At 41.6% G+C, this 19,005-nt stretch carries 15 protein-coding genes; 4 read left to right on the top strand and 11 right to left on the bottom strand.

The genetic code is table 11. The features are described from left to right. Positions 1–40: 40 nt before the first annotated feature. Both F9K23_04030 and F9K23_04025 read left to right on the top strand, forming a co-directional pair. Positions 41–526 (top strand): low molecular weight phosphotyrosine protein phosphatase, encoded by a 486-nt coding sequence (locus tag F9K23_04030; protein KAB2917557.1) that lies wholly within the window; start codon positions 41–43, stop codon positions 524–526. A gap of 210 nt (positions 527–736) precedes the next feature. After that, positions 737–4,375 (top strand): TraB/GumN family protein, encoded by a 3,639-nt coding sequence (locus tag F9K23_04025; protein KAB2917556.1) that lies wholly within the window; start codon positions 737–739, stop codon positions 4,373–4,375. A 79-nt stretch (positions 4,376–4,454) separates the two neighbouring features. On the opposite strand, the gene F9K23_04020 is transcribed toward F9K23_04025, so the two are convergent. Beyond that, complete coding sequence (locus F9K23_04020) at positions 4,455–5,021, bottom strand: NifU family protein (GenBank protein KAB2917555.1); 567 nt, start codon at positions 5,019–5,021, stop codon at positions 4,455–4,457. 137 nt (positions 5,022–5,158) lie between these two features. Between F9K23_04020 and F9K23_04015 the strand changes: the two genes are divergently transcribed. Further along, positions 5,159–6,028 (top strand): pirin family protein, encoded by an 870-nt coding sequence (locus F9K23_04015; GenBank protein KAB2917554.1) that lies wholly within the window; start codon positions 5,159–5,161, stop codon positions 6,026–6,028. Positions 6,029–6,078: 50 nt separating this feature from the next. After that, complete coding sequence (locus tag F9K23_04010) at positions 6,079–6,624, top strand: YceI family protein (GenBank protein KAB2917553.1); 546 nt, start codon at positions 6,079–6,081, stop codon at positions 6,622–6,624. A gap of 1,055 nt (positions 6,625–7,679) precedes the next feature. Here the strand turns inward: F9K23_04010 and F9K23_04005 are convergent. The 10 genes from F9K23_04005 to F9K23_03960 all read right to left on the bottom strand — a co-directional run bounded on the left by F9K23_04005 (position 7,680) and on the right by F9K23_03960 (position 18,952). Then, the gene (locus F9K23_04005; protein KAB2917765.1) at positions 7,680–8,390 is read right to left on the bottom strand and encodes a DsbA family oxidoreductase; all 711 of its coding nucleotides are present in this window, start codon (positions 8,388–8,390) and stop codon (positions 7,680–7,682) included. A 131-nt stretch (positions 8,391–8,521) separates the two neighbouring features. Beyond that, positions 8,522–8,932: a DoxX family protein gene (locus tag F9K23_04000; GenBank protein ID KAB2917552.1), complete on the bottom strand. Its 411-nt coding sequence runs from the start codon at positions 8,930–8,932 to the stop codon at positions 8,522–8,524. Positions 8,933–9,122: 190 nt separating this feature from the next. Next, the gene (locus F9K23_03995; GenBank protein KAB2917551.1) at positions 9,123–10,070 is read right to left on the bottom strand and encodes a glycosyltransferase family 2 protein; all 948 of its coding nucleotides are present in this window, start codon (positions 10,068–10,070) and stop codon (positions 9,123–9,125) included. 6 nt (positions 10,071–10,076) lie between these two features. Further along, positions 10,077–11,615: an acyl-CoA carboxylase subunit beta gene (locus F9K23_03990; protein ID KAB2917764.1), complete on the bottom strand. Its 1,539-nt coding sequence runs from the start codon at positions 11,613–11,615 to the stop codon at positions 10,077–10,079. Positions 11,616–11,620: 5 nt separating this feature from the next. Beyond that, on the bottom strand, positions 11,621–12,367 hold the full coding sequence (locus F9K23_03985) for a YebC/PmpR family DNA-binding transcriptional regulator (GenBank protein ID KAB2917550.1): 747 nt from the start codon (positions 12,365–12,367) through the stop codon (positions 11,621–11,623). A 93-nt stretch (positions 12,368–12,460) separates the two neighbouring features. After that, the gene (locus tag F9K23_03980) at positions 12,461–13,168 is read right to left on the bottom strand and encodes a hypothetical protein (GenBank protein KAB2917549.1); all 708 of its coding nucleotides are present in this window, start codon (positions 13,166–13,168) and stop codon (positions 12,461–12,463) included. Between the two features lie 115 nt (positions 13,169–13,283). Next, a complete protein-coding gene (locus tag F9K23_03975) occupies positions 13,284–14,090 on the bottom strand; it encodes a hypothetical protein (GenBank protein KAB2917548.1) in 807 nt (268 codons plus the stop codon). 276 nt (positions 14,091–14,366) lie between these two features. Then, the gene (locus F9K23_03970) at positions 14,367–14,786 is read right to left on the bottom strand and encodes a hypothetical protein (GenBank protein KAB2917547.1); all 420 of its coding nucleotides are present in this window, start codon (positions 14,784–14,786) and stop codon (positions 14,367–14,369) included. A gap of 144 nt (positions 14,787–14,930) precedes the next feature. Next, positions 14,931–15,827, bottom strand: coding sequence for a T9SS type A sorting domain-containing protein (locus F9K23_03965; protein KAB2917546.1), 897 nt, complete (start codon positions 15,825–15,827; stop codon positions 14,931–14,933). Positions 15,828–15,898: 71 nt separating this feature from the next. After that, complete coding sequence (locus tag F9K23_03960; GenBank protein KAB2917545.1) at positions 15,899–18,952, bottom strand: DEAD/DEAH box helicase; 3,054 nt, start codon at positions 18,950–18,952, stop codon at positions 15,899–15,901. Positions 18,953–19,005 lie beyond the last annotated feature (53 nt).

The raw sequence follows: 19,005 nt of genomic DNA, 5'->3' as shown, positions 1-19,005 counted from the left end.
ATTTGTGGTACCGTAGTTTTTACACACACAGTTCGGATAAATGAAGGTGCTTTTTGTTTGCTTGGGTAATATTTGCCGCTCGCCAATGGCCGAGGGCGTATTTCTTGATTTAGTAAAAAAAGAAGGGTTAGAAGGCAAAATTATTGCCGACTCAGCCGGTACATCGCGATACCACGCCGGTAGTTTGCCCGACTCTCGTATGCGCCAAGTTGCGCGTCAAAAAGGGATTGAACTCACCCACAAATCAAGGCAATTAACTTTTGGTGATTTTTATGATTTTCATTACATCGTTGCGATGGATGAAAGCAATTACACTGATATTATTTCTGAAAAACCGGTGAATGATGACCACCGCGCTAAAATTGTGATGATGCGCGAGTTTGACCCTATTCCTGATTCTAACGACGTGCCTGACCCGTATTATGGCGGAGCTGAGGGTTTTGAAAACGTGTACTCGATACTTCACCGCAGTTGCAAAGTGTTTTTGCAACACGTGAAGGCCGAAATTGCCATGCGCACGGTTTAGCCTGCCTTTTCTTGGCACCTAATTACAAGTTTACAGTAAACGGGATTACTGTCGGTTTGCGTTGGGCAACACCGCTGATAGCATCGTTCGTCGAAAAAATATATCCCTGGCTGTTGTATCTTTTTTTGCCATTGGCAATTCATCATAATAGTTTATTTTGCAATCGATATACCCAACACTATACTTGTTTAAGTCTCTATTTCACCTAACATGAAAAAACATCTTTTTGTATTCCTTTCCTTGTTTTTAATTCTCACCACCGCCAATGCCCAAAAGAAATACCAAGGCTTGCTGTGGGAAATTTCTGGCAACGGACTTACCAAACCATCTTACCTGTACGGTACTATGCACGTTAGCAGCAAACTGGCCTTTCACTTAGGCGATTCGTTTTTTGTTGCGCTTAATAACGCCGATATGGTGGCACTTGAACTTAACCCCGATACATGGGTGGATGATATGCTTGCCTACGACCCTTATGCTTTTTGGGGCGATGGTATGTTTTACTCAGGCAGGGGAGCTAACGACGGAAAAGAGAAGCAACGCCGTGAAGCAATTATGGATGCCTTGAGCCGCGACCCAAGTTTGATTAACTACTACCTATACCGTAGTCAAGGGTACACAGGCAATTTTGAAGAGAATACTTACTTGGATTTATACATTTTTCAGGCAGGTAAAAAGCTGAAAAAAGAAGTAGGCGGGCTTGAAATTATGGCTGAAACCATGATGCTTACCGATGAAGCCCAACGTTTGCAACGCGAAGAGTATAAATACAAGAAGAGCAAACGTAATCCTTACAGCTATGATGAAGAGTACGTAAGCTTTGAAGAGATGCTTGAAAACTCCTATCGTGCAGGCGACTTGGATGCTATTGACTCATTAAATGCGGTTGACGGTACCCCCGGGTATTTGGAGTATATGCTGTATAAGCGCAACCAAAACATGGCCGACCGTATGGATAGCATTATCCGTGTGGCTAAGCGCAGTTTGTTTGCCGGTATGGGTGCTGCCCACTTACCGGGTGAGAAAGGGGTGATTGAAATGTTACGTCAAAAAGGGTACACTTTACGTGCTGTAACCCGCGGCGAACGCGACCCTAAACAGAAAGAAAAGATTGACGAAATGGTGATACAGCGCAAATTCACCACCCAAAAGTCGTTTGATAACTACTTTGAAGTGGATTTGCCCGGAAAGATGTATGAGCTAACCGGATTTGGCCCAACACGCAGCTATTTCCACCCTGATATGGGCAATGGCAGCTATTATACGGTAACCCGTATCAAAACCTTTAACCGTGAGTTGGAGCAAGACCCTGCTTATGTGCTTAAAGTGGTTGACAGTTTACTGTATGAAAACGTACCCGGTAAAATACTGAAGCAAAAGAAAATTGAGAAAAACGGCTACAAAGGCTTTAGCATCACTACGCGTATAGCTAAGGGCGATATACACCGCTATGAAATATTGATTGCCCCTGATGAAATTTTTGTGTTTAAACTGGGTGGCATGGGTGAGTTTGCTAAAGGCAAAGAAGCTGATAAGTTCTTCAACTCAATAAAATTAAATATCCCTGTAAAAACCGATTGGAAAGACTTTACCACACCTGATGGTATGTTTACCGTGCAAATGCCTCATGCGCCGTTGTTTTATGGTGATACTTCGTTAATGGGTATTTTCTATAGTTCAGAACCCTTTACTGCTGTAGATTTTAACAACGGTAACCTATACACCGTGCATAAAGGATATGCATACGCCGGAGTATCGTTGCTTAAATCAGATTCATTGCTGGTTGAAAAGATGGTGTTTGATAACGGTGAAAAAGAATATTACGACGTATTGGAGCGTAGCCAAAGTGCTGAGGGTGATTTGTTGTTTACTGATGTGCGCTACCGTGTTGACGAAGACCACAATATGCGTGTACGTTACTTTTTACGTAACGGATATTTTTACACCCTATCCGTAAAATATAATAAGGACAGTGCCGATGCCGAGCGTTTTGTACGTTCTATAAGGTTTGCCGACCGTCCGTCGTTTACATACGCACTGCACGATGATACTGTAATGCACTTTACGGTTACAACAGCCGTGCAAAAAGACGACATGGAGAAGTTGATTAAGAAGTTTAACAACTTTAAAGAAAAGGAAAAGCCTTACCGCACGTTACGCGAAAGCCGTGCATTTATTGAAAGTACAAAATCTGAAAACGTTGTAACAGTTACTTACATACGCTACGGTAAATATGTTCGTTTTAAAGACAGTGCTACCTATTGGAAAGACATTGAAGATGCTTATAACAGAGATAGCAGCAATATTATCTTAGGCAAAAAGCATTATGCTAAAAACGGTTTTACTGTTTTTGAGGTTGACTACACCGATACCGGTTGTACCTATGCATCTAAAGAGGTAACCATGCAACGTAATGGTATACTGTATGAAATACAAACCTCGTACAAGCAAAGCGAAGGATTACCTGAGTTTAGTAAGAAGTTTTTTGAAACATTTGCACCAAAAGACACCGTTATCGGGGTTGACATATTTGGCAACAATGCTGAATTGATAATGGCCGACCTGAATAGTGTCGATAGTGCTACCCGTTCTGAAGCACGCGAATACCTTTCGAACGTGAAGGTGAAGCCTGAGCACTTTAAAAAATGGATTGTAATGATTGATACTTTACAGCCTGAGCAGGAAAAGTATTTTGAATACAAATCGCAGTTGATTGAGGAAATGTGGGAAATAAAAACTCCTGAGAATATCAACTACCTTAAAGGTTTGTACGAGAAAGCCGGTGATACAGTTACTTTCCAGTTATCTGTTTTGAAAACGTTGTTGTACATGGAAACAGATGAATCTTACAAAACGTTTAAAGACCTGCTAATTAATGAAACCCCATTGGGCAAGGAGTACGAAATCAACTCGTTGTTCTGGAACATTGATGATAGTTTGGAGCTTGCTGCCAAGTTGTACCCCGATATGTTGAAACTGTTTACGTTAGACGAGTACAAAGAGAGGGTGGTAAATTTATTGGCCAAACTGATAGACAGCAGTAAGGTTGCGTTACCTGTTTATAAAGACTTTTTGCCAACGTTGATAAACGAAGCCAAGAACGAACTAAAACGTCAAACTGCTGCTGATGTTGAGAAAGACGATGAAGACGGTTATTCATACCCAGGATATGGATACAATAACGGCAGCTATTATTTGGGTAATTTGGCTAAAATCCTAATTAGCCAGTACGACGATAAAAACGTGAAGCAGTTTTATGATAAGTTGCTTCAAATGAAAGATAATGAGCTACGTACACGAGTTGCCTTTAAACTGTTGGATAATAAACGTGCTGTACCCGATACGCTATGGGAAAGCATTGCTAAGAAACATGACGACCGTATAAACTTATACAATGAGTTAGAAGATGCAAAACGCATAGCTTTATTCCCTGCAAAATATACTAGCCAAGATACCATGACGCGCAGCCTTATTATCCGTGCGGTTACAGGTGGTTATAATAACAAAGAAATAGATACTATTGTACAGGTTAGCAAGCGTTATGTTGAGTTTGAAGGTGAGAAGGGTTACGTTTATTTATACAAGTACCGTTTGGAAGGAAGCGAAACATGGCGTTTAGGTATTGTGGGCGCGCAACCTACTGATACAACAAAAATCAATGCTTCAACCCGCATTTTCAATACGGGCGAAAAAGTGAATGACAAAGTCTCTATCGAAAAACAATTTACCGTGATGCTGAAAGAAGAATTGTTGAGCATAGCGTTGGGTTATGAGTACGATTTTGGGAGCGAAGAAGACTATGCATACGATGAGAGTTCAGAATATTATGAAGAGGAAGGTGACTATTAATAGTTACCCACTATAAAAAAGTAAGGCCCCGTCGCAGACGGGGCCTTACTTTTTTATACGTAAATCAGATTGATACAAATTACATTGCTTCTGCTTCAACCGCTTCTACTTCAGGTACCATACGCTTAAGCATATTTTCGATACCGGCTTTTAATGTAATGGTTGACGACGGACAACCACTGCATGAGCCGCGTAGTTCTACCTTCACAATACCCTCTTCAAACGATTTAAAAGCAATAGCACCGCCATCCATTTCAACGGCAGGCTTCACATACGTATCCAGCATGTTTTTGATTTTAATTACCGCTTCGCTGTCATCGCTGCTTACTTCTTTCTTCTCAACAGGGTTTATAATAGTCTCACCGCTTTCAAGGTATTCTTTTACAAACTCTTTCAATTGAGGAGCTATATCAAACCACTCGAAAGTGCTAAGTTTGGTAACGGTAACAAAGTTGTTCATGATGAATACCGCATTTACAAACGGAAATTCAAACAACTTGGTAGCAAGCGGTGAGCGTAACGCTGATTGCCTTGTTTGAAAATCTGCGCTGTCATCAGGCAAAATCATGCGGTTGGCCACAAATTTCATCGTTTCGGGATTTGGGGTGGCCTCAGTGTATATATTTATTAATTCTTTGGTCTCCATTGTGTTCGGTCTTTCTTATTTAGAATTATTCTACAAAAATAACACAATTCTTTGTTTTTAGTTCAGTAACAAATTTTATCTTTGGCACAACATTTGTTTAAACAAACAATGTTTAAACATTAAAACGATTTAGTACGATGAACCGCAAGAATTTTTTGAAAACCGGCTTCTTATCGGCAGCAGTTATCGGGCTGGGAAGCAAGGTGATGCAACTGGCAGGAAAAACCGGTGAAACAGAAACGGAACAAGGAACAATCGGATACAACCACTTACCTAACAAGGAGATTAAAACAATGAACACTGTATTGCACAAAGCCGAAACCCGCGGACATGCAAACCACGGCTGGCTTGACACCCACCACACATTTAGTTTTGCCAATTACATGAATCCTGATAGGATGCACTTTGGCAACCTGCGTGTGCTGAACGACGATATTGTTGACGGGGGCATGGGCTTTGGAACACACCCGCACAATAATATGGAGATTATCTCTATACCACTTAGCGGTGATTTGGAACACAAAGACAGCATGGGAAATGTGGCAGTGATAAAGCAGAACGATATACAGATTATGAGTGCCGGAACCGGCATTTACCACAGCGAGTACAATAAAAACACTGATAACAAGGTGAACTTTTTGCAGATATGGGTTTTCCCTAAGCAAAAAAATATTGAACCCCGCTACGACCAAATAACCCTTGTGGCTGCTGACCGTGATAATAAGCTACAGCAAATTGTATCACCCGGTAAAGACAGTGCAGGCGTTTGGATTAACCAAGATGCTTGGTTTTACTTGGGTAGCTTGAAAAAAGGCTTTACAACCAACCACAAACTGAATTTGAAAGGCAACGGTATCTACGCGTTTGTAATAAACGGTAACGTAACCATTAGCGGTCAGGCTTTAAACAGGCGCGACGGTTTTGGAGTATGGGATACTGATGCAATTGATATAACTGCCGATAGCGATGCTGAATTGCTTTTGATGGAAGTACCAATGGCTATTTAATACAGATTACATTTTAACAAAAAACATTTAAAACATTAATATTTAACACAATGGCAACAACAAATTGGAACATCGACAACTCACACAGCGAAATTCACTTTAAAGTGAAACACATGGTAATATCTACTGTTACCGGAAAATTTAATGAGTTTACTGCTTCGGCTGAAACCGAAGGTGATGACTTTACTACCGCTAAAATAAAGTTTGAAGCTAAAACTGCTTCGATTGATACCGGTGTGGCTGACCGTGATGCACACTTACGCAGCGATGACTTTTTTAATGCTGAGAAATACCCAGCGTTAACCTTTGAAAGCACTGAATTAGTGAAGAAAAGCGATAGCGATTATGTATTGCGCGGTAACCTTACCATCCGTGATATTACTAAACCCATTGAATTGGACGTTGATTTTGGCGGTACTACCGTTGACCCTTGGGGCTTAACCCGTGCAGGTTTTGAAATTAGCGGTAAAATTAACCGTAAAGAGTATGATTTGAAGTGGAGCGCAGTAACCGAAGCCGGTGGCCTTGTAGTGAGCGATGAAGTGAAGTTGGTTTTGAACGTTGAGATGGTAAAAGCACAACCTGCAACTGCATAATTTACAGCAACACACAGTATATATTTAAGCCGGACAAGCAATTGCCCGGCTTTTTTGTTTAATGCAGGGGAGTGAAGGGTTGTTTGCAAACATTAGGACTCTTTACCCCTCTAAATTGTAAATGCATTACTCTCTATTGTCAAATTGAGCACAGCGAAATTTCTTCGTTCAAATGTGTAGTTCATAGCTGAAACACGTTTGTCATAAGATGCTTCCTTCGTCAGCATGACGGGTTTTGTGGTTACTACCTGCACCCAGTCATGTTGAACTTGTTTCAACATCGCATTATCAATTCAGGCTAAATATGAAATGAGATCACGAACCAAGTTCGGGATGGCCGCCAGCCGCACCCTTCGGCAGGCTCAGGAAATCCCTGCGCACCTCCACTGTCAAATTGAGCGCAGCGAAATTTCTTCGTTCAAATGTGTTGAATTATAGAGGTAACACGCTTGCGATAAGATGCTTCCTTCGTCAGCATGACAGGTTTTGTGGTTACTACCTGCACCCCGTCATGTTGAACTTGTTTCAACATCGCATTATCAATTCATGCTAAATATGAAATGAGATCCCGAACCAAGTTCGGGATGACCGCCAGCCGCACCCTTCGGCAGGCTCAGGAAATCCCTGCGCACCTCCACTGTCAAATTGAGCGCAGCGAAATTTCTTCGTTCAAATGTGTTGTATGACAGTGGTTACACACTTGCCTTAAGATACTTCCTTCGTCAGCATGACAGGTTTTGTGGTTACTACCAGCACCCCGTCATGTTGAACTTGTTTCAACATCGCATTATCAATTCATGCTAAATATGAAATGGGATCCCGAATCAAGTTCGGGATGACCGCCAGCCGCACCCTTCGGCAGGCTCAGGGAATCCTTGCGCAGCACTGTCAAATTGAGCGCAGCGAAATTTCTTCGTTCAAATGTGTTGAATTATAGTGGTAACACGCTTGCGATAAGATGCTTCCTTTGTCAGAAGGACAGGTGGTTAATAAACAACAAAGCCACTAAAACATTTGTGTCTTAGTGGCTTTGCAGCTATAAGCAAAACAAACTATTATTCGCAGTCTTTGCCCGGTTCACAGCTGGGGCCGTCACCTACCATTTCAAAAGCAGGTTGAGGATTGGCTTTTCGCCACTCTTCGAATGATTTATCAAGGGTTTGCAAAAATACGGCAGGGTCTTGTGCACCTGATACGGCGTATTTTCTATCAAATACAAAAAATGGAACACCGCGTACACCCAGTTGCATAGCCTCGGTGATATCAGCCAATACATCCTGTGCATAGGTATCGCTTTCCAGTGCGGTTTTCAGGGCGGCAGTATCTAAGCCTATCTCAGCACCTAATTGTGCTAGAACATCTAAATCGCCTGTGTTTTTACCTTCGGTAAAGTAAGCCCTGAACAACATTTCTTCGGCTTCGTCCTGTTTGCCGTGTTGTTTTGCAAAATGGCTAAAACGGTGCGCATTGAACGAGTTGGCAACAATGGCTTTGTCAAAATTATATTCTAAGCCTACTTGTTTAGCCATATTAGTTACATAGTCGTTCATGCGTTTGGCTTCCTCGATACTGATGCCTTTGTGTTCGGCCAAATATTGGTTGATATTCTTAGAAGTATCGGTTACCATGTCGGGTGAAAGCTGAAAACTCTTCCACTCTAATTCAATATTGTTGCTATCGGCAAATTGGGTCATTGCCGCTTCAAACTTCCGTTTGCCTATGTAGCAAAACGGACACATTACGTCGCTCCAAATTTCTACTTTCATTTTTGTAAGGGTATCCTTTTGTTGTGTTTTATCTGAAATAGCTCTGTCGGTTTGCGCATTAACCGGCAAACCAATGCTAAGTATGAGTATAATTAGTATAACAAACCTACTTAATACTTGTTTAAGCATAGTTATTTTTTGGCTGATATGGGGGCTTTTTTAAACCTGCCCCAAGCTATAAAAGCTGCAAGTAAAGCCAATATAAGATTAAATCCTATAGCAGGAAATTCACTACGGGTGATATGGAAAATAATGGCAAATACCATTACCACGGCAAGTCCTACAGCGGCAACGGGGGTAAGTACAGGTTTTATTTTCAATAGCGAAGGCAATAATAATCCCAAACCGCCCAACAATTCTGAAACTCCTATAAAACTCACCAACAGTTCAGGCATATCGGCTGCCCAAGGCAATTGAGGAGTTAGTTCAGTAATAGGGGTAGTTGATTTCATTATACCGGCCATAATAAACATTCCGCCTAACACTACTTGAGCTATCCAAAGGATTATATTAAAGGCTTTTGATGTTGTTACAGTTGTCATTTTTTCTGTGTTTAAACATCAAAAGTACCGCCATAATCTGTACAACTTGTATTGCTATACTAAAGTATAGTGGTATACTTTGGTATAGTATCAGTAATGGTGGTATACAGCAGTCGTTGTCTGTCTATGCTGCTGAGGGTTAGATCTTAAGGAATAATTGGTGATTTAAAGAAAGGGGACAAGAACAGGGCTACTTATCCATGTTCACCTTTTCATCGATAATATACTCAGGTCGGTTTTTCACCTCGTCTAAAATGTTACCAATGTACTCGCCCACCACACCGATGGTAAGTAACTGTACGCCTCCAAAAAAGATAATAGTAATGATGGTGCTTGCCCAACCGGGTACGGTATAGCCGCCGCCCAGCTGCACATACAGTACATATACGGTAAGTATAATGCCTATCAGTATGCTGATAAAACCAAGAGTAAGAGACGTTTTAAGCGGCTTTTTGCTGAAGTAAAACATGGCAATACTTGCCAAATGAAGCATTTTACGAAGTGTGTACTTGGTACTGCCGTGTTGGCGCGCATCGCGGTTATAGTGCAAGGGCATTTGCTTAAAACCCATCCAGCTGATAATGCCGCGTATGTATTTATTTTTCTCGCTAAAACCGTTAAAAGTATCAATCACTTTGCGGTCAATCAAACGAAAATCGCCGGTATCAGTATTTAAATCCATATCCGCAAGGCGGTTTAGCAAGCGGTAGAACCAACGGGCGGTTAGTTTTTTAAACCAAGTTTCGCCTTTGCGTTCTTTGCGCACGCCGTACACCACATTGCAGGTATTTTGACGGTAAATAGCCACCATTTCGGCAATCAGTTCAGGAGGGTCTTGCATATCGGCATCCAGTATCACTGCCACATCACCTTTGCAATGGGCAATACCTGCCCCCACGGCTGCCTGATGCCCGAAATTACGTGAAAAAGAAAGCAGCTTTACCACAGGGTTTGCTGTGGCAAGCTGCTTCAAAATATCCAACGTGGCATCTTTGCTGCCATCGTTTATAAAAAGCACTTCGTAACCATTGTTCCAATCGCCTTGCATGGCAGCCAACACACGTTGGCAAGCAAGGGTTATCCCTTCCTGCTCGTTAAAGCAAGGGATAATGACCGAAACAAAGGGAGCTGCTTTCATAGATTCTTACAACGGAATATTACCGTGTTTCTTGCGAGGAAGGTTTGCTACTTTGTTTTCCAACATTTTAAAGGCCGAAATCAGTCTTTCGCGGGTTTCTTCAGGTAATATTACCTCGTCGATAAAACCGCGGGCCGCTGCACGGTAAGGGTTGGCAAACAACTCAGCATATTCGGCTTCTTTGGCTTTTAGTTGTGCCTCGTGGTCCTCGGCATCAGCAATCTCCTTTTTGAAGATAATTTCAGCCGCGCCTTTAGCACCCATTACAGCAATTTCTGCCGTTGGCCATGCAAAGTTCATATCGGCACCAATGTGTTTGCTGTTCATCACATCATAAGCACCACCATAAGCCTTACGGGTGATAACGGTAACGCGGGGAACAGTAGCCTCGCTAAACGCGTATAGTAGCTTAGCACCGTTGGTAATGATGGCGTTCCACTCTTGGTCGGTACCGGGAAGGAAACCGGGTACGTCTTCAAACACCAACAAAGGAATGTTGAAGCAATCACAGAAACGTACAAAACGGGCTGCTTTTTGCGATGATTTTATATCCAACACACCCGCTAAAAACGCAGGTTGATTGGCGACAATACCTATGCTGCGACCTGCCAAACGGGCAAAACCTACCACAATGTTTTCAGCAAAGTCTTTATGTACTTCAAAGAAACTGGTATCATCCACCACTCCTTCAATTACCTCGCGGATATCGTAGGGTTGGTTAGCGTTTTCAGGAACGATATTTTTTAGTTGCGGCCTTGACTCATCGTGAGGAGTGTAGGGCAACATAGGGGCGTTTTCTTCGCAGTTTTGAGGGACATAGCTCAACAGGCGTTTCAATCCGTTGATACACTCAACCTCGTTGGCACTGGCAAAGTGCGCCACACCTGATTTGGCCGAATGCACCGATGCACCGCCCAAGTCTTCGCTGCTCACTTCTTCGTGAGTTACAGTTTTCACCACGTTAGGACCTGTTACAAACATGTAAGAGGTTTTCTCAACCATGAAAATAAAATCCGTAATAGCGGGCGAATACACTGCACCGCCGGCACAAGGTCCCATAATGGCTGATATTTGAGGGATAACCCCCGATGAAAGGGTATTGCGGTAAAATATATCGGCATAACCGCCCAATGATACCACACCCTCTTGTATACGCGCACCGCCAGAGTCGTTAAGACCGATAACAGGAGCACCGCTTTTCATGGCCAAGTCCATCACCTTGCAAATCTTCTCTGCAAAAGTTTCTGAAAGCGAACCGCCAAACACGGTAAAATCCTGTGAAAACACGTAGGTAAGCCTGCCGTTTACAGTACCGTATCCGGTTACTACACCATCACCCAGTACTATTTGTTTATCCATACCAAAATCGGTACTGCGGTGGGTAACAAAGGCACCTATCTCATTAAAACTGCCTTCATCAAGCAATAGGTGTATGCGCTCGCGGGCAGTAAGTTTACCTTTTTTATGCTGGTCGGCTATGCGTTTTTCGCCACCGCCCAAAAGGGCTTCTTGGCGTAATTGCATCAGTTTCTCGCGTTTATCCATCATGGTTAGTTTAGTATTTCGGCTATTTCTTCTGAAAATTCAACGTTATGGTAAAATGTTTTCACATCATCGTCTGCATCAAGGTTGTCAATCAGTTTGGCAAACTTAGCAGCATCTTCTTTATTTATCTGTTTAAAAATTTTAGGTACGTATTGTAAACCGCTTTTTTGCGGGGTGATGCCCAACTCATCCAGTTTTTTGCTCAACGAGCCAAAGTCTTCACGGGCACACGAGGTTGATACAAAAGTGTCGTCCACTTCCACCTCATCAGCACCACCGTCAATCAGTTCAAGGGTCAGGGTATCCTCGTCCATGCCTTCGGGCATGGTAAATTCAAATACGCCTTTTTGGTCGAATACAAAGTTTAGTGAGCCATTGGTAGCAAGGCTGCCTTCTACTTTGTTAAAGTAGGTGCGCAGGTTGGCAATGGTGCGGTTTAGGTTATCGGTAGTACATTCAATAATAATCCCTACGTTTCCGGGGCCGTATGCTTCATACATCACATCGCTAAAGCTTTCTCCGCCTGCACCGCTGGCTTTGTTTATAGCACGGTTTATGTTGTCGCTTGGTACGCTTTGTCCGCGGGCGTTTTGCACGGCCAAGCGCAGACGCGGATTGCTATCAGGATTAGGACCGCCAACTTTGGCAGCCACGTAAATTTCTTTAACGAGCTTGGTAAACAAGGCCGAACGACGTTTATCAGCCGCTCCCTTCTTGTGTTTTATATTGGCCCACCTACTGTGCCCTGCCATTTTGTTTGCTATTCTCTTTTTTTGGTGAAGGGCAAAAATAGGGAATATGTGGGTTTAAAGTGAAGAGCTTGTGAAAAGAGTAGAAATGGTGAATTACTTTATTAGGTATTGAAGATACAAGCCGCCTGAAAAGAAATAGGGTTTTAACTTTACTTCGTATGTGTATTTTGTATCAGTGCTTTCTCCATAATAAGTCCTGCTGTATAATGAAGTAGTTGAAATATAAGCTGAGATGTCAACACCTACTTTAAATCGTTTACTTAGTAAAATATTCCCATTTGCACCAAAATTAAAACAGGGTGTAAAAGGTTTGGGTCGTTTGTATTCTTTTAAATACCGTTCTAAATATACAGTTTCAACATAGTTCCCTGAGAAATCATACATCACTTGCTCTGCTCTTCCGGTGCCGAAACTTGTTTTGTATTTACTTTCCTTACCCTTAAAAAATAATAGCAAACCAGAAGATAATGATAATGAAAAGCGTTTATTTTTAGAGTGATGTGGGTTAACTAATGTGTAATGATAATTAAACTTAACAGCGGGCATAAAACCGGCACTTTCAGTTACATCGTATCCCACAACCGCAAGGTCGCCTCCAGCTTTTAAGCTATGCCCTACGTAGCCATTAAGATCCAAAAATCCAACTGAAACACTACGTCGGGGAGTAATGGTTCTAAAAACAGAAATTTCAGGAAAATTACTCCCGAAAACATCATTAATATACATACTTCTTCCTGGGCTATATGTGTAGGCTTTTATCTCAGTGCGGTTTTTGGTGCTTTCCCATTGTAGTTTATCCACTTGACTAAAACATTGCAGGTAGTTAACAGATAACCGAACTTCCCATTTTCCCTGAGAAAACAAGAGTTGATTTGATAAAGATAGTAGCAGTAATAGTAAGGATCTTCTCATTTAACTAAAATGTATACTGTAAATATATTGCGCTGCTAAAGAAATAAGGTTTTAGTTTAACCTCGTAAGTAAATTCAGCATCATTGGTTTTTCCTTCAAACACATGGGTAAACAAACTTTTATACCCTAAATAGCCTGTTATATTTATGCCAGCACTAATACGTTTACCAAGTTTAAGGTTGCCATTTGCACCTAAATTAAGGGTTGGGGTGGGTGGCATAGGTCTTTTTGCACCTATATTTTTTCTATAAATGAAAACTGTATCGGTGGGATTGTTATTTGCATCAACATGTATTGAGGTTAGTTTTCCTCCTGTACTGAATGTAGAGCCTTCTTTTCCTCTAAAGTTCAACAAAATACCTGCAAAAAACTGAACTGAAAAAGGCATTTTTACATCAGTTTTTTGTGGTTTAGAGTAAGTATAGTGATAATTAAAACGCAGTGCAGGCATATCTTGCCCTTCTTCGAGCGACCATTTAATACTTCCAACGTTATTTTTAGGCATGGCTTCTATGCTGTGGTTTACATACCCCCACAGATTAAGATAGCCAACTGAAACAGCGTGTTTTGAATTGATAGATTTAATAACTGAAATCTCCCAAAAGGGGTGTTTAAAAAATCGTTTAAACTTTTCTTTACCCGTAAGTCCTTCATTGTATGGAAACACCTTTGTCAGGTTTTTATTGCCTGTCCATGATTTGACCACTACATTACTGCCGGTATGTAAGTGATTTAGAGTTACTCTCAGGCTCCATTTCTGAGCATGGGAGTAATTAGTTAATAATAAGAATACTACTAATAGTTTATACATCTTAAAAATTCAGGTTCGGAACCCCTAAATAATATTGATTTGCAATTGTTTCTACAGTTCTTAGGGTATCAAATATGGCTTTGAGTTCTGAAGTCTTGTTAAGTAGTTACTTGATTGGTAGAAAAAGCTGAATTATTGATGCTATTGTTGGATAGCAAGGTACAGTCATTTGTTTGCGACTTTCAATAATTGTTTTCTACAGATTACAGGATGTAATGAGAACAAAAAAGCAGCTTCAAACTCGAAGCTGCTTTTAAGGTATAAAAAGCTTGTTGACTATTTAACGTAAGTAATAGTGATGGTTAAACCTGCATCAGAAGTCTCAAGTACCATTTTAGAAGCACTAAGCTCTTTAATGGTACCAACATCACCATCTATTTCAAGCATGGTTTCGTTGTTCATAAACTTCCATGTGCTGGTAGATTGTTGTGGGTCGCTAGAGTCACACTTAGTAGGCCCTTCATCATCAATGTAAGTACCGTCAGCTTTAAAAATCGACAAATCATCTTTGTCACAAGCATCTTGGCTTGGCCAAATATCAGTTCCGCCAAGAACCAGCGATGATACTCGCCAAGAACCTGAGGTGATTAATTCAGTCTTTGACTTTGCAGGTGAGTTACTGCTGTCTTCATCCTTTTTGCAAGAGGTAGCAAATGCCAAAGCAGCCACCATTAGCATTAATGTAAGTTTTTTCATTTTATAATGTAGTTGGTGTTGTAATATACGTTAACAGAATGATTTGAATATAAAGAGCCGGTGCTTTTCGATAAACGGCTATAAACAAAAAATCCCCGATACCATAGATATCGGGGATTTTATATAACTTAATTTGTTAAGTAATTATTTCTTAACAACAATTTTGTCTGTTTTCAATACTGAACCTGCTTGTAGTTGGTAGAAGTAAACTCCTTCAGCAAGGTTTTCAGCGTTAAACTTAACAGTTTGTTCGCCAGCTTCTTGCATACCTTCAAAAATGTTCATTACCTCGCGGCCTGAAATGTCGAACAATTTAACAGCTACTTCTTGAGCAACAGGAAGGTTGTAGCTAATGCTGGTGTTACCTGCAGTTGGGTTAGGGTAAACATTTACTTTACCTACTTTACCGTAGTTTTCCATTGTTTCTTCAACAGATACTCCAAAGCTGTTAAACCTTAGGTTATCAACAAACAAAGCAGTGTTTGGGCTAAGTTGGCTAGCTTGGGTTGGCAACAATATAAAGTTGATGAAGCATGAATCAGGGTTACCTGTTACATTTTGCCTGTAAGCAACGTTCAAAGAAAGGTCAGTCCAGTTAGCAGCAGTTCCTTGACCCAAGGTACCTACAGTTTGGCTAACGGTATCGCCATTGTTCTTTTTGGTAGTGATAACAATTGCTAAACCTTCGCCTTGGATTTGAGGGAAATACATAGCTGAGAAAGTAAACGATACTGGACGCTGTGTAAATGCAAATGCATTTCCATAGTTACCTAAAAAGTATTGACCTGCGTTGTTAGGATCTGGAGCATGGAAAACGCCTACAAAGTATTGGCCTGCACTAGCATTGCGGGTAACAGTACCTTGTTGGGTATTGATGTTTATTGATTGGTAAACCCTAAAGTTGTTTCCATTCCATCCGCTACCCATAACGGTATCATTGCCTACTACGTTCCAAGTTTCAAAGCTGTTGTTAGGAATTTGAGCCAAAGCGGCAATGCTACAAACAAATAGCATCACTGCTGAAAGTAAAATTTTTTTCATGACTTATGGTATGTGTAATTTAATTGTTAATTGCAAAGTAAAGACTAATGTTGGATAATACACGTTGCCTGCTACACAAAAATATTTTCTAATTCTTCTACACTAAGGGTAGAAAGAAACGTATTGTCCGTGTTTATAAGCGTTTGTGCCAACTCTAGCTTACGCTTTTGCAGGGTAAGTATTTTCTCCTCAACCGTGCCGCGGGTGATAAATTTATAGTTAAACACGTTTTTGGTTTGCCCGATGCGGTAACTGCGGTCTGTGGCTTGCCTTTCAACAGCAGGGTTCCACCATGGGTCAACTATAAATACATAGTCAGCTTCGGTAAGGTTTAAACCTACCCCACCGGCTCGTAATGAAATTAGGAATACACCTGCACTTTTCTCTTTTTGGAACTTATTTACCTCAGCTTGTCGTTGCTTGGCACTGTAAGTACCATCAATATAGCAATACGGCACACTCTTATCATCGAGGTATTTTTTAAAAATGTGTAGCTGCTTTACAAACTGAGAGAAGATAAGCACCTTGTGGTTTTCGGCCAGTGCAATCTCCAGCTTACGGATAATCTCGTCAAACTTACCGCTGTGCCCCAAGTATTCATCATTCACCAATAAGGGATGGTTGGCAATTTGGCGCAGCATCATTAAGCCTTTTAGTATTTGCAGTTTCGATTTATTAAGCCCGAACTCAGTTACCGATTTCAATATCTGATTACGGTATTTGGCTTTGGTAGCTTCATAAATTTGCTCCTGCTCCTCGGTCATCTCGCAATAATACACCTGTTCGTACTTTTCGGGCAGGTCTTTTGCCACCTGCTCTTTGGTACGGCGCAGTATAAACGGGTCGATGATTTTTTGCAGGCGGTTACGTTGTAATTCGTTCCCGTTTTTCTCAATCGGGATAACAAATTTTTCACTAAAGAAGGTGAAGTTACCCAGCAAACCCGGGTTTAGGAAGTTCATTTGCGACCACAAGTCGGTAATGGAGTTTTCAACCGGAGTACCTGTAAGCACCAGCTTGTTGCGTGCTTGCAAACTGTTTACCGCCCTTGCTGTTTGCGAAGCCGGGTTTTTTATGAACTGACTCTCATCCAATATCACATAGTGAAAGTTAAAGTCCTTTAATATGTCAATATCCAACCTTACAACACCGTAGGTGGTGATTATCAAATCGTAATGCCTAAAGTAGGCAATCTCACGGTTGCGATAGGTGCCCGTATAAATAAACACCTTTAGTCCCGGTGCAAAATTCTCAGCCTCGCTTTGCCAGTTATATATCAGCGAAGTTGGTAATATAATAAGGTTGGTATGCCTGTTTTTTTGGTACGAAACAACTTTGGGCGGTAGCGAAGGCATTTCTATAGTGCCTGCATTGCCAAAAAGGTCAAGCTGGTTAAGGGCAGCAGCCTTTTTAGCCCCATCGTCAAACAACAATGCTTGCCCTTGTGCAGCTTCGGTTTGTATGGCCTCTTCCAACACAGGGTTTTGATCGGCAAGGTCGGCCTCGCGTTGAAGCATGGCAAGGGTTTGTACAGTCTTTCCCAAACCCATATCATCGGCAAGGCAGCCCCCAAAACGGTTTTTCTGTAAAAAGTAAAACCAGTTATATCCCTCACGTTGGTATGGCCTCAGTTCACCCTTAAACCCTTCTGAAAGCGGTTCGCCTTCGTGCAGGTGTTTAAAATCAAGCTTCGAAAGTTTGTCTTTCAACTCTTTACTATCGGCCGGCGATTGTAATTCATCTATCAGTTTCCAGTGGTGCTTGCGTATGCGTATCCCGTCGCCGCTTTCGCTAAACTCAAGCAGGCTGCTGTACTTTTCAAACCATTCCTCGGGGATAATCGCAATTTCCCCGTTGGGCAGTATGTATTCGCGTTTGCCTTGCAAAATGTAGCTGCGCAGTTGTATAAACTGTACTTCGTAAGTGCCAAACTTCACCACAGCCATTACATCAAACCAATCTTTATACTCGTTTACTTGTATTGATAAGGTGCTTTGGCCAATAAAGTATTTGCTGTTGTGCGTGTCTTGCTCAATTATAAACTTATTGTCCTTAAGCAGTTTGCTGTACTCGTTCAGCCATTGTATGGCTGCATACGGACTTTTACTGCCATCAGGACGACGCACGGTAAAGGAACAACCCTCAATCAGCTTTAAGCCTTTTGAGGCAATCAGCAGCTTTTGGTGTTCTTCCCACTCCTTAGGCCGTTTCAGGCGTTTAAAGATGTAATTATCGCCTTCTTTTTCAAGTATTACTGAGATACGTTTGGTAGCATGGTAGGGGAACTCTTGCTTGTTGTAGCGGAAATAAAGGTTCAGCCTTACTTCATCACCCCAGCCGTCGTCAATCTTTAAAACGGGTATCCCTACTAACGATTCGGTTTTTATGTCAAACCCAACAGCGTGCACGTCGAATTTCTCTACCAACGGGACTACAAACTTTTCAAAGTACTTGGCCTCGGTAGCTTTGGGTATCATAATAAACCGCTTGCTAAGGAAGGGCAGCAGTTTATTACCGTCAACGTTCTTTTCAAAATTATACAGCATACCGTTTACAAGCATCCACGCAGGGCGGGTGGTAACCATTATGCCGTCGCGCTGAGAAAACTCAACCCGTTCGTTATTATATTTTATAGTAGGGAAGTAGCGCACTTTGTCATCGTCGCGCCTGAAATGAAACAACACCGATGCTTTTTGGGTAGCCACTTTCACCACTTTTGAGGTGGGATTACCTTCTTTGCCCAATATAAACAGCTTTTTTCCGCGCAGCATTTCAATGGCCTCGGCTATACGTTTTTCAATGTAGGGGCGTATGAAACTTTTGTTTAGCTCTTCGGTAAAGTGTTTTTTAAAAAACTCGGCAGGGCGTATGGTAGCTTGGGTATGGAATTTTTTTACAATTACCTCTTGGTCCAGCTCGCCCAATAAATTCACCAGCTTACGGTCGGTATCGTCTACCCCTTTCTCGTAATAATCAATAGTGGTATTAAACACCTTTTGATGGGTGAGTGTGTAATTGCCCAATGTGTTAATCTGCACCACGTGCGGCTCGATGAGCAGCCCGAGATGGGGATGATCAACAAGGGTATATACCAATTCAAAAGGTTGTGTATTTACTACTTTCAACTCCGTACTGCTTTTTTACATGCAGATTAACCGTGCAAGATAGGCCAAACAGA

The organism is Bacteroidota bacterium (genome assembly GCA_008933805.1).
Taxonomy (GTDB): domain Bacteria; phylum Bacteroidota; class Bacteroidia; order UBA8524; family UBA8524; genus SB11.
This window is presented reverse-complemented; position numbering and strand designations above follow the sequence as displayed.

Coding starts and splice junctions, on each gene's coding strand:
- F9K23_04030 (KAB2917557.1), top strand. CDS start 41: ATGAAGGTGCTTTTTGTTTGCTTGGGTAATATTTGCCGCTCGCCAATG.
- F9K23_04025 (KAB2917556.1), top strand. CDS start 737: ATGAAAAAACATCTTTTTGTATTCCTTTCCTTGTTTTTAATTCTCACC.
- F9K23_04020 (KAB2917555.1), bottom strand. CDS start 5,021: ATGGAGACCAAAGAATTAATAAATATATACACTGAGGCCACCCCAAAT.
- F9K23_04015 (KAB2917554.1), top strand. CDS start 5,159: ATGAACCGCAAGAATTTTTTGAAAACCGGCTTCTTATCGGCAGCAGTT.
- F9K23_04010 (KAB2917553.1), top strand. CDS start 6,079: ATGGCAACAACAAATTGGAACATCGACAACTCACACAGCGAAATTCAC.
- F9K23_04005 (KAB2917765.1), bottom strand. CDS start 8,390: ATGAAAGTAGAAATTTGGAGCGACGTAATGTGTCCGTTTTGCTACATA.
- F9K23_04000 (KAB2917552.1), bottom strand. CDS start 8,932: ATGACAACTGTAACAACATCAAAAGCCTTTAATATAATCCTTTGGATA.
- F9K23_03995 (KAB2917551.1), bottom strand. CDS start 10,070: ATGAAAGCAGCTCCCTTTGTTTCGGTCATTATCCCTTGCTTTAACGAG.
- F9K23_03990 (KAB2917764.1), bottom strand. CDS start 11,615: ATGGATAAACGCGAGAAACTGATGCAATTACGCCAAGAAGCCCTTTTG.
- F9K23_03985 (KAB2917550.1), bottom strand. CDS start 12,367: ATGGCAGGGCACAGTAGGTGGGCCAATATAAAACACAAGAAGGGAGCG.
- F9K23_03975 (KAB2917548.1), bottom strand. CDS start 14,090: ATGTATAAACTATTAGTAGTATTCTTATTATTAACTAATTACTCCCAT.
- F9K23_03970 (KAB2917547.1), bottom strand. CDS start 14,786: ATGAAAAAACTTACATTAATGCTAATGGTGGCTGCTTTGGCATTTGCT.
- F9K23_03965 (KAB2917546.1), bottom strand. CDS start 15,827: ATGAAAAAAATTTTACTTTCAGCAGTGATGCTATTTGTTTGTAGCATT.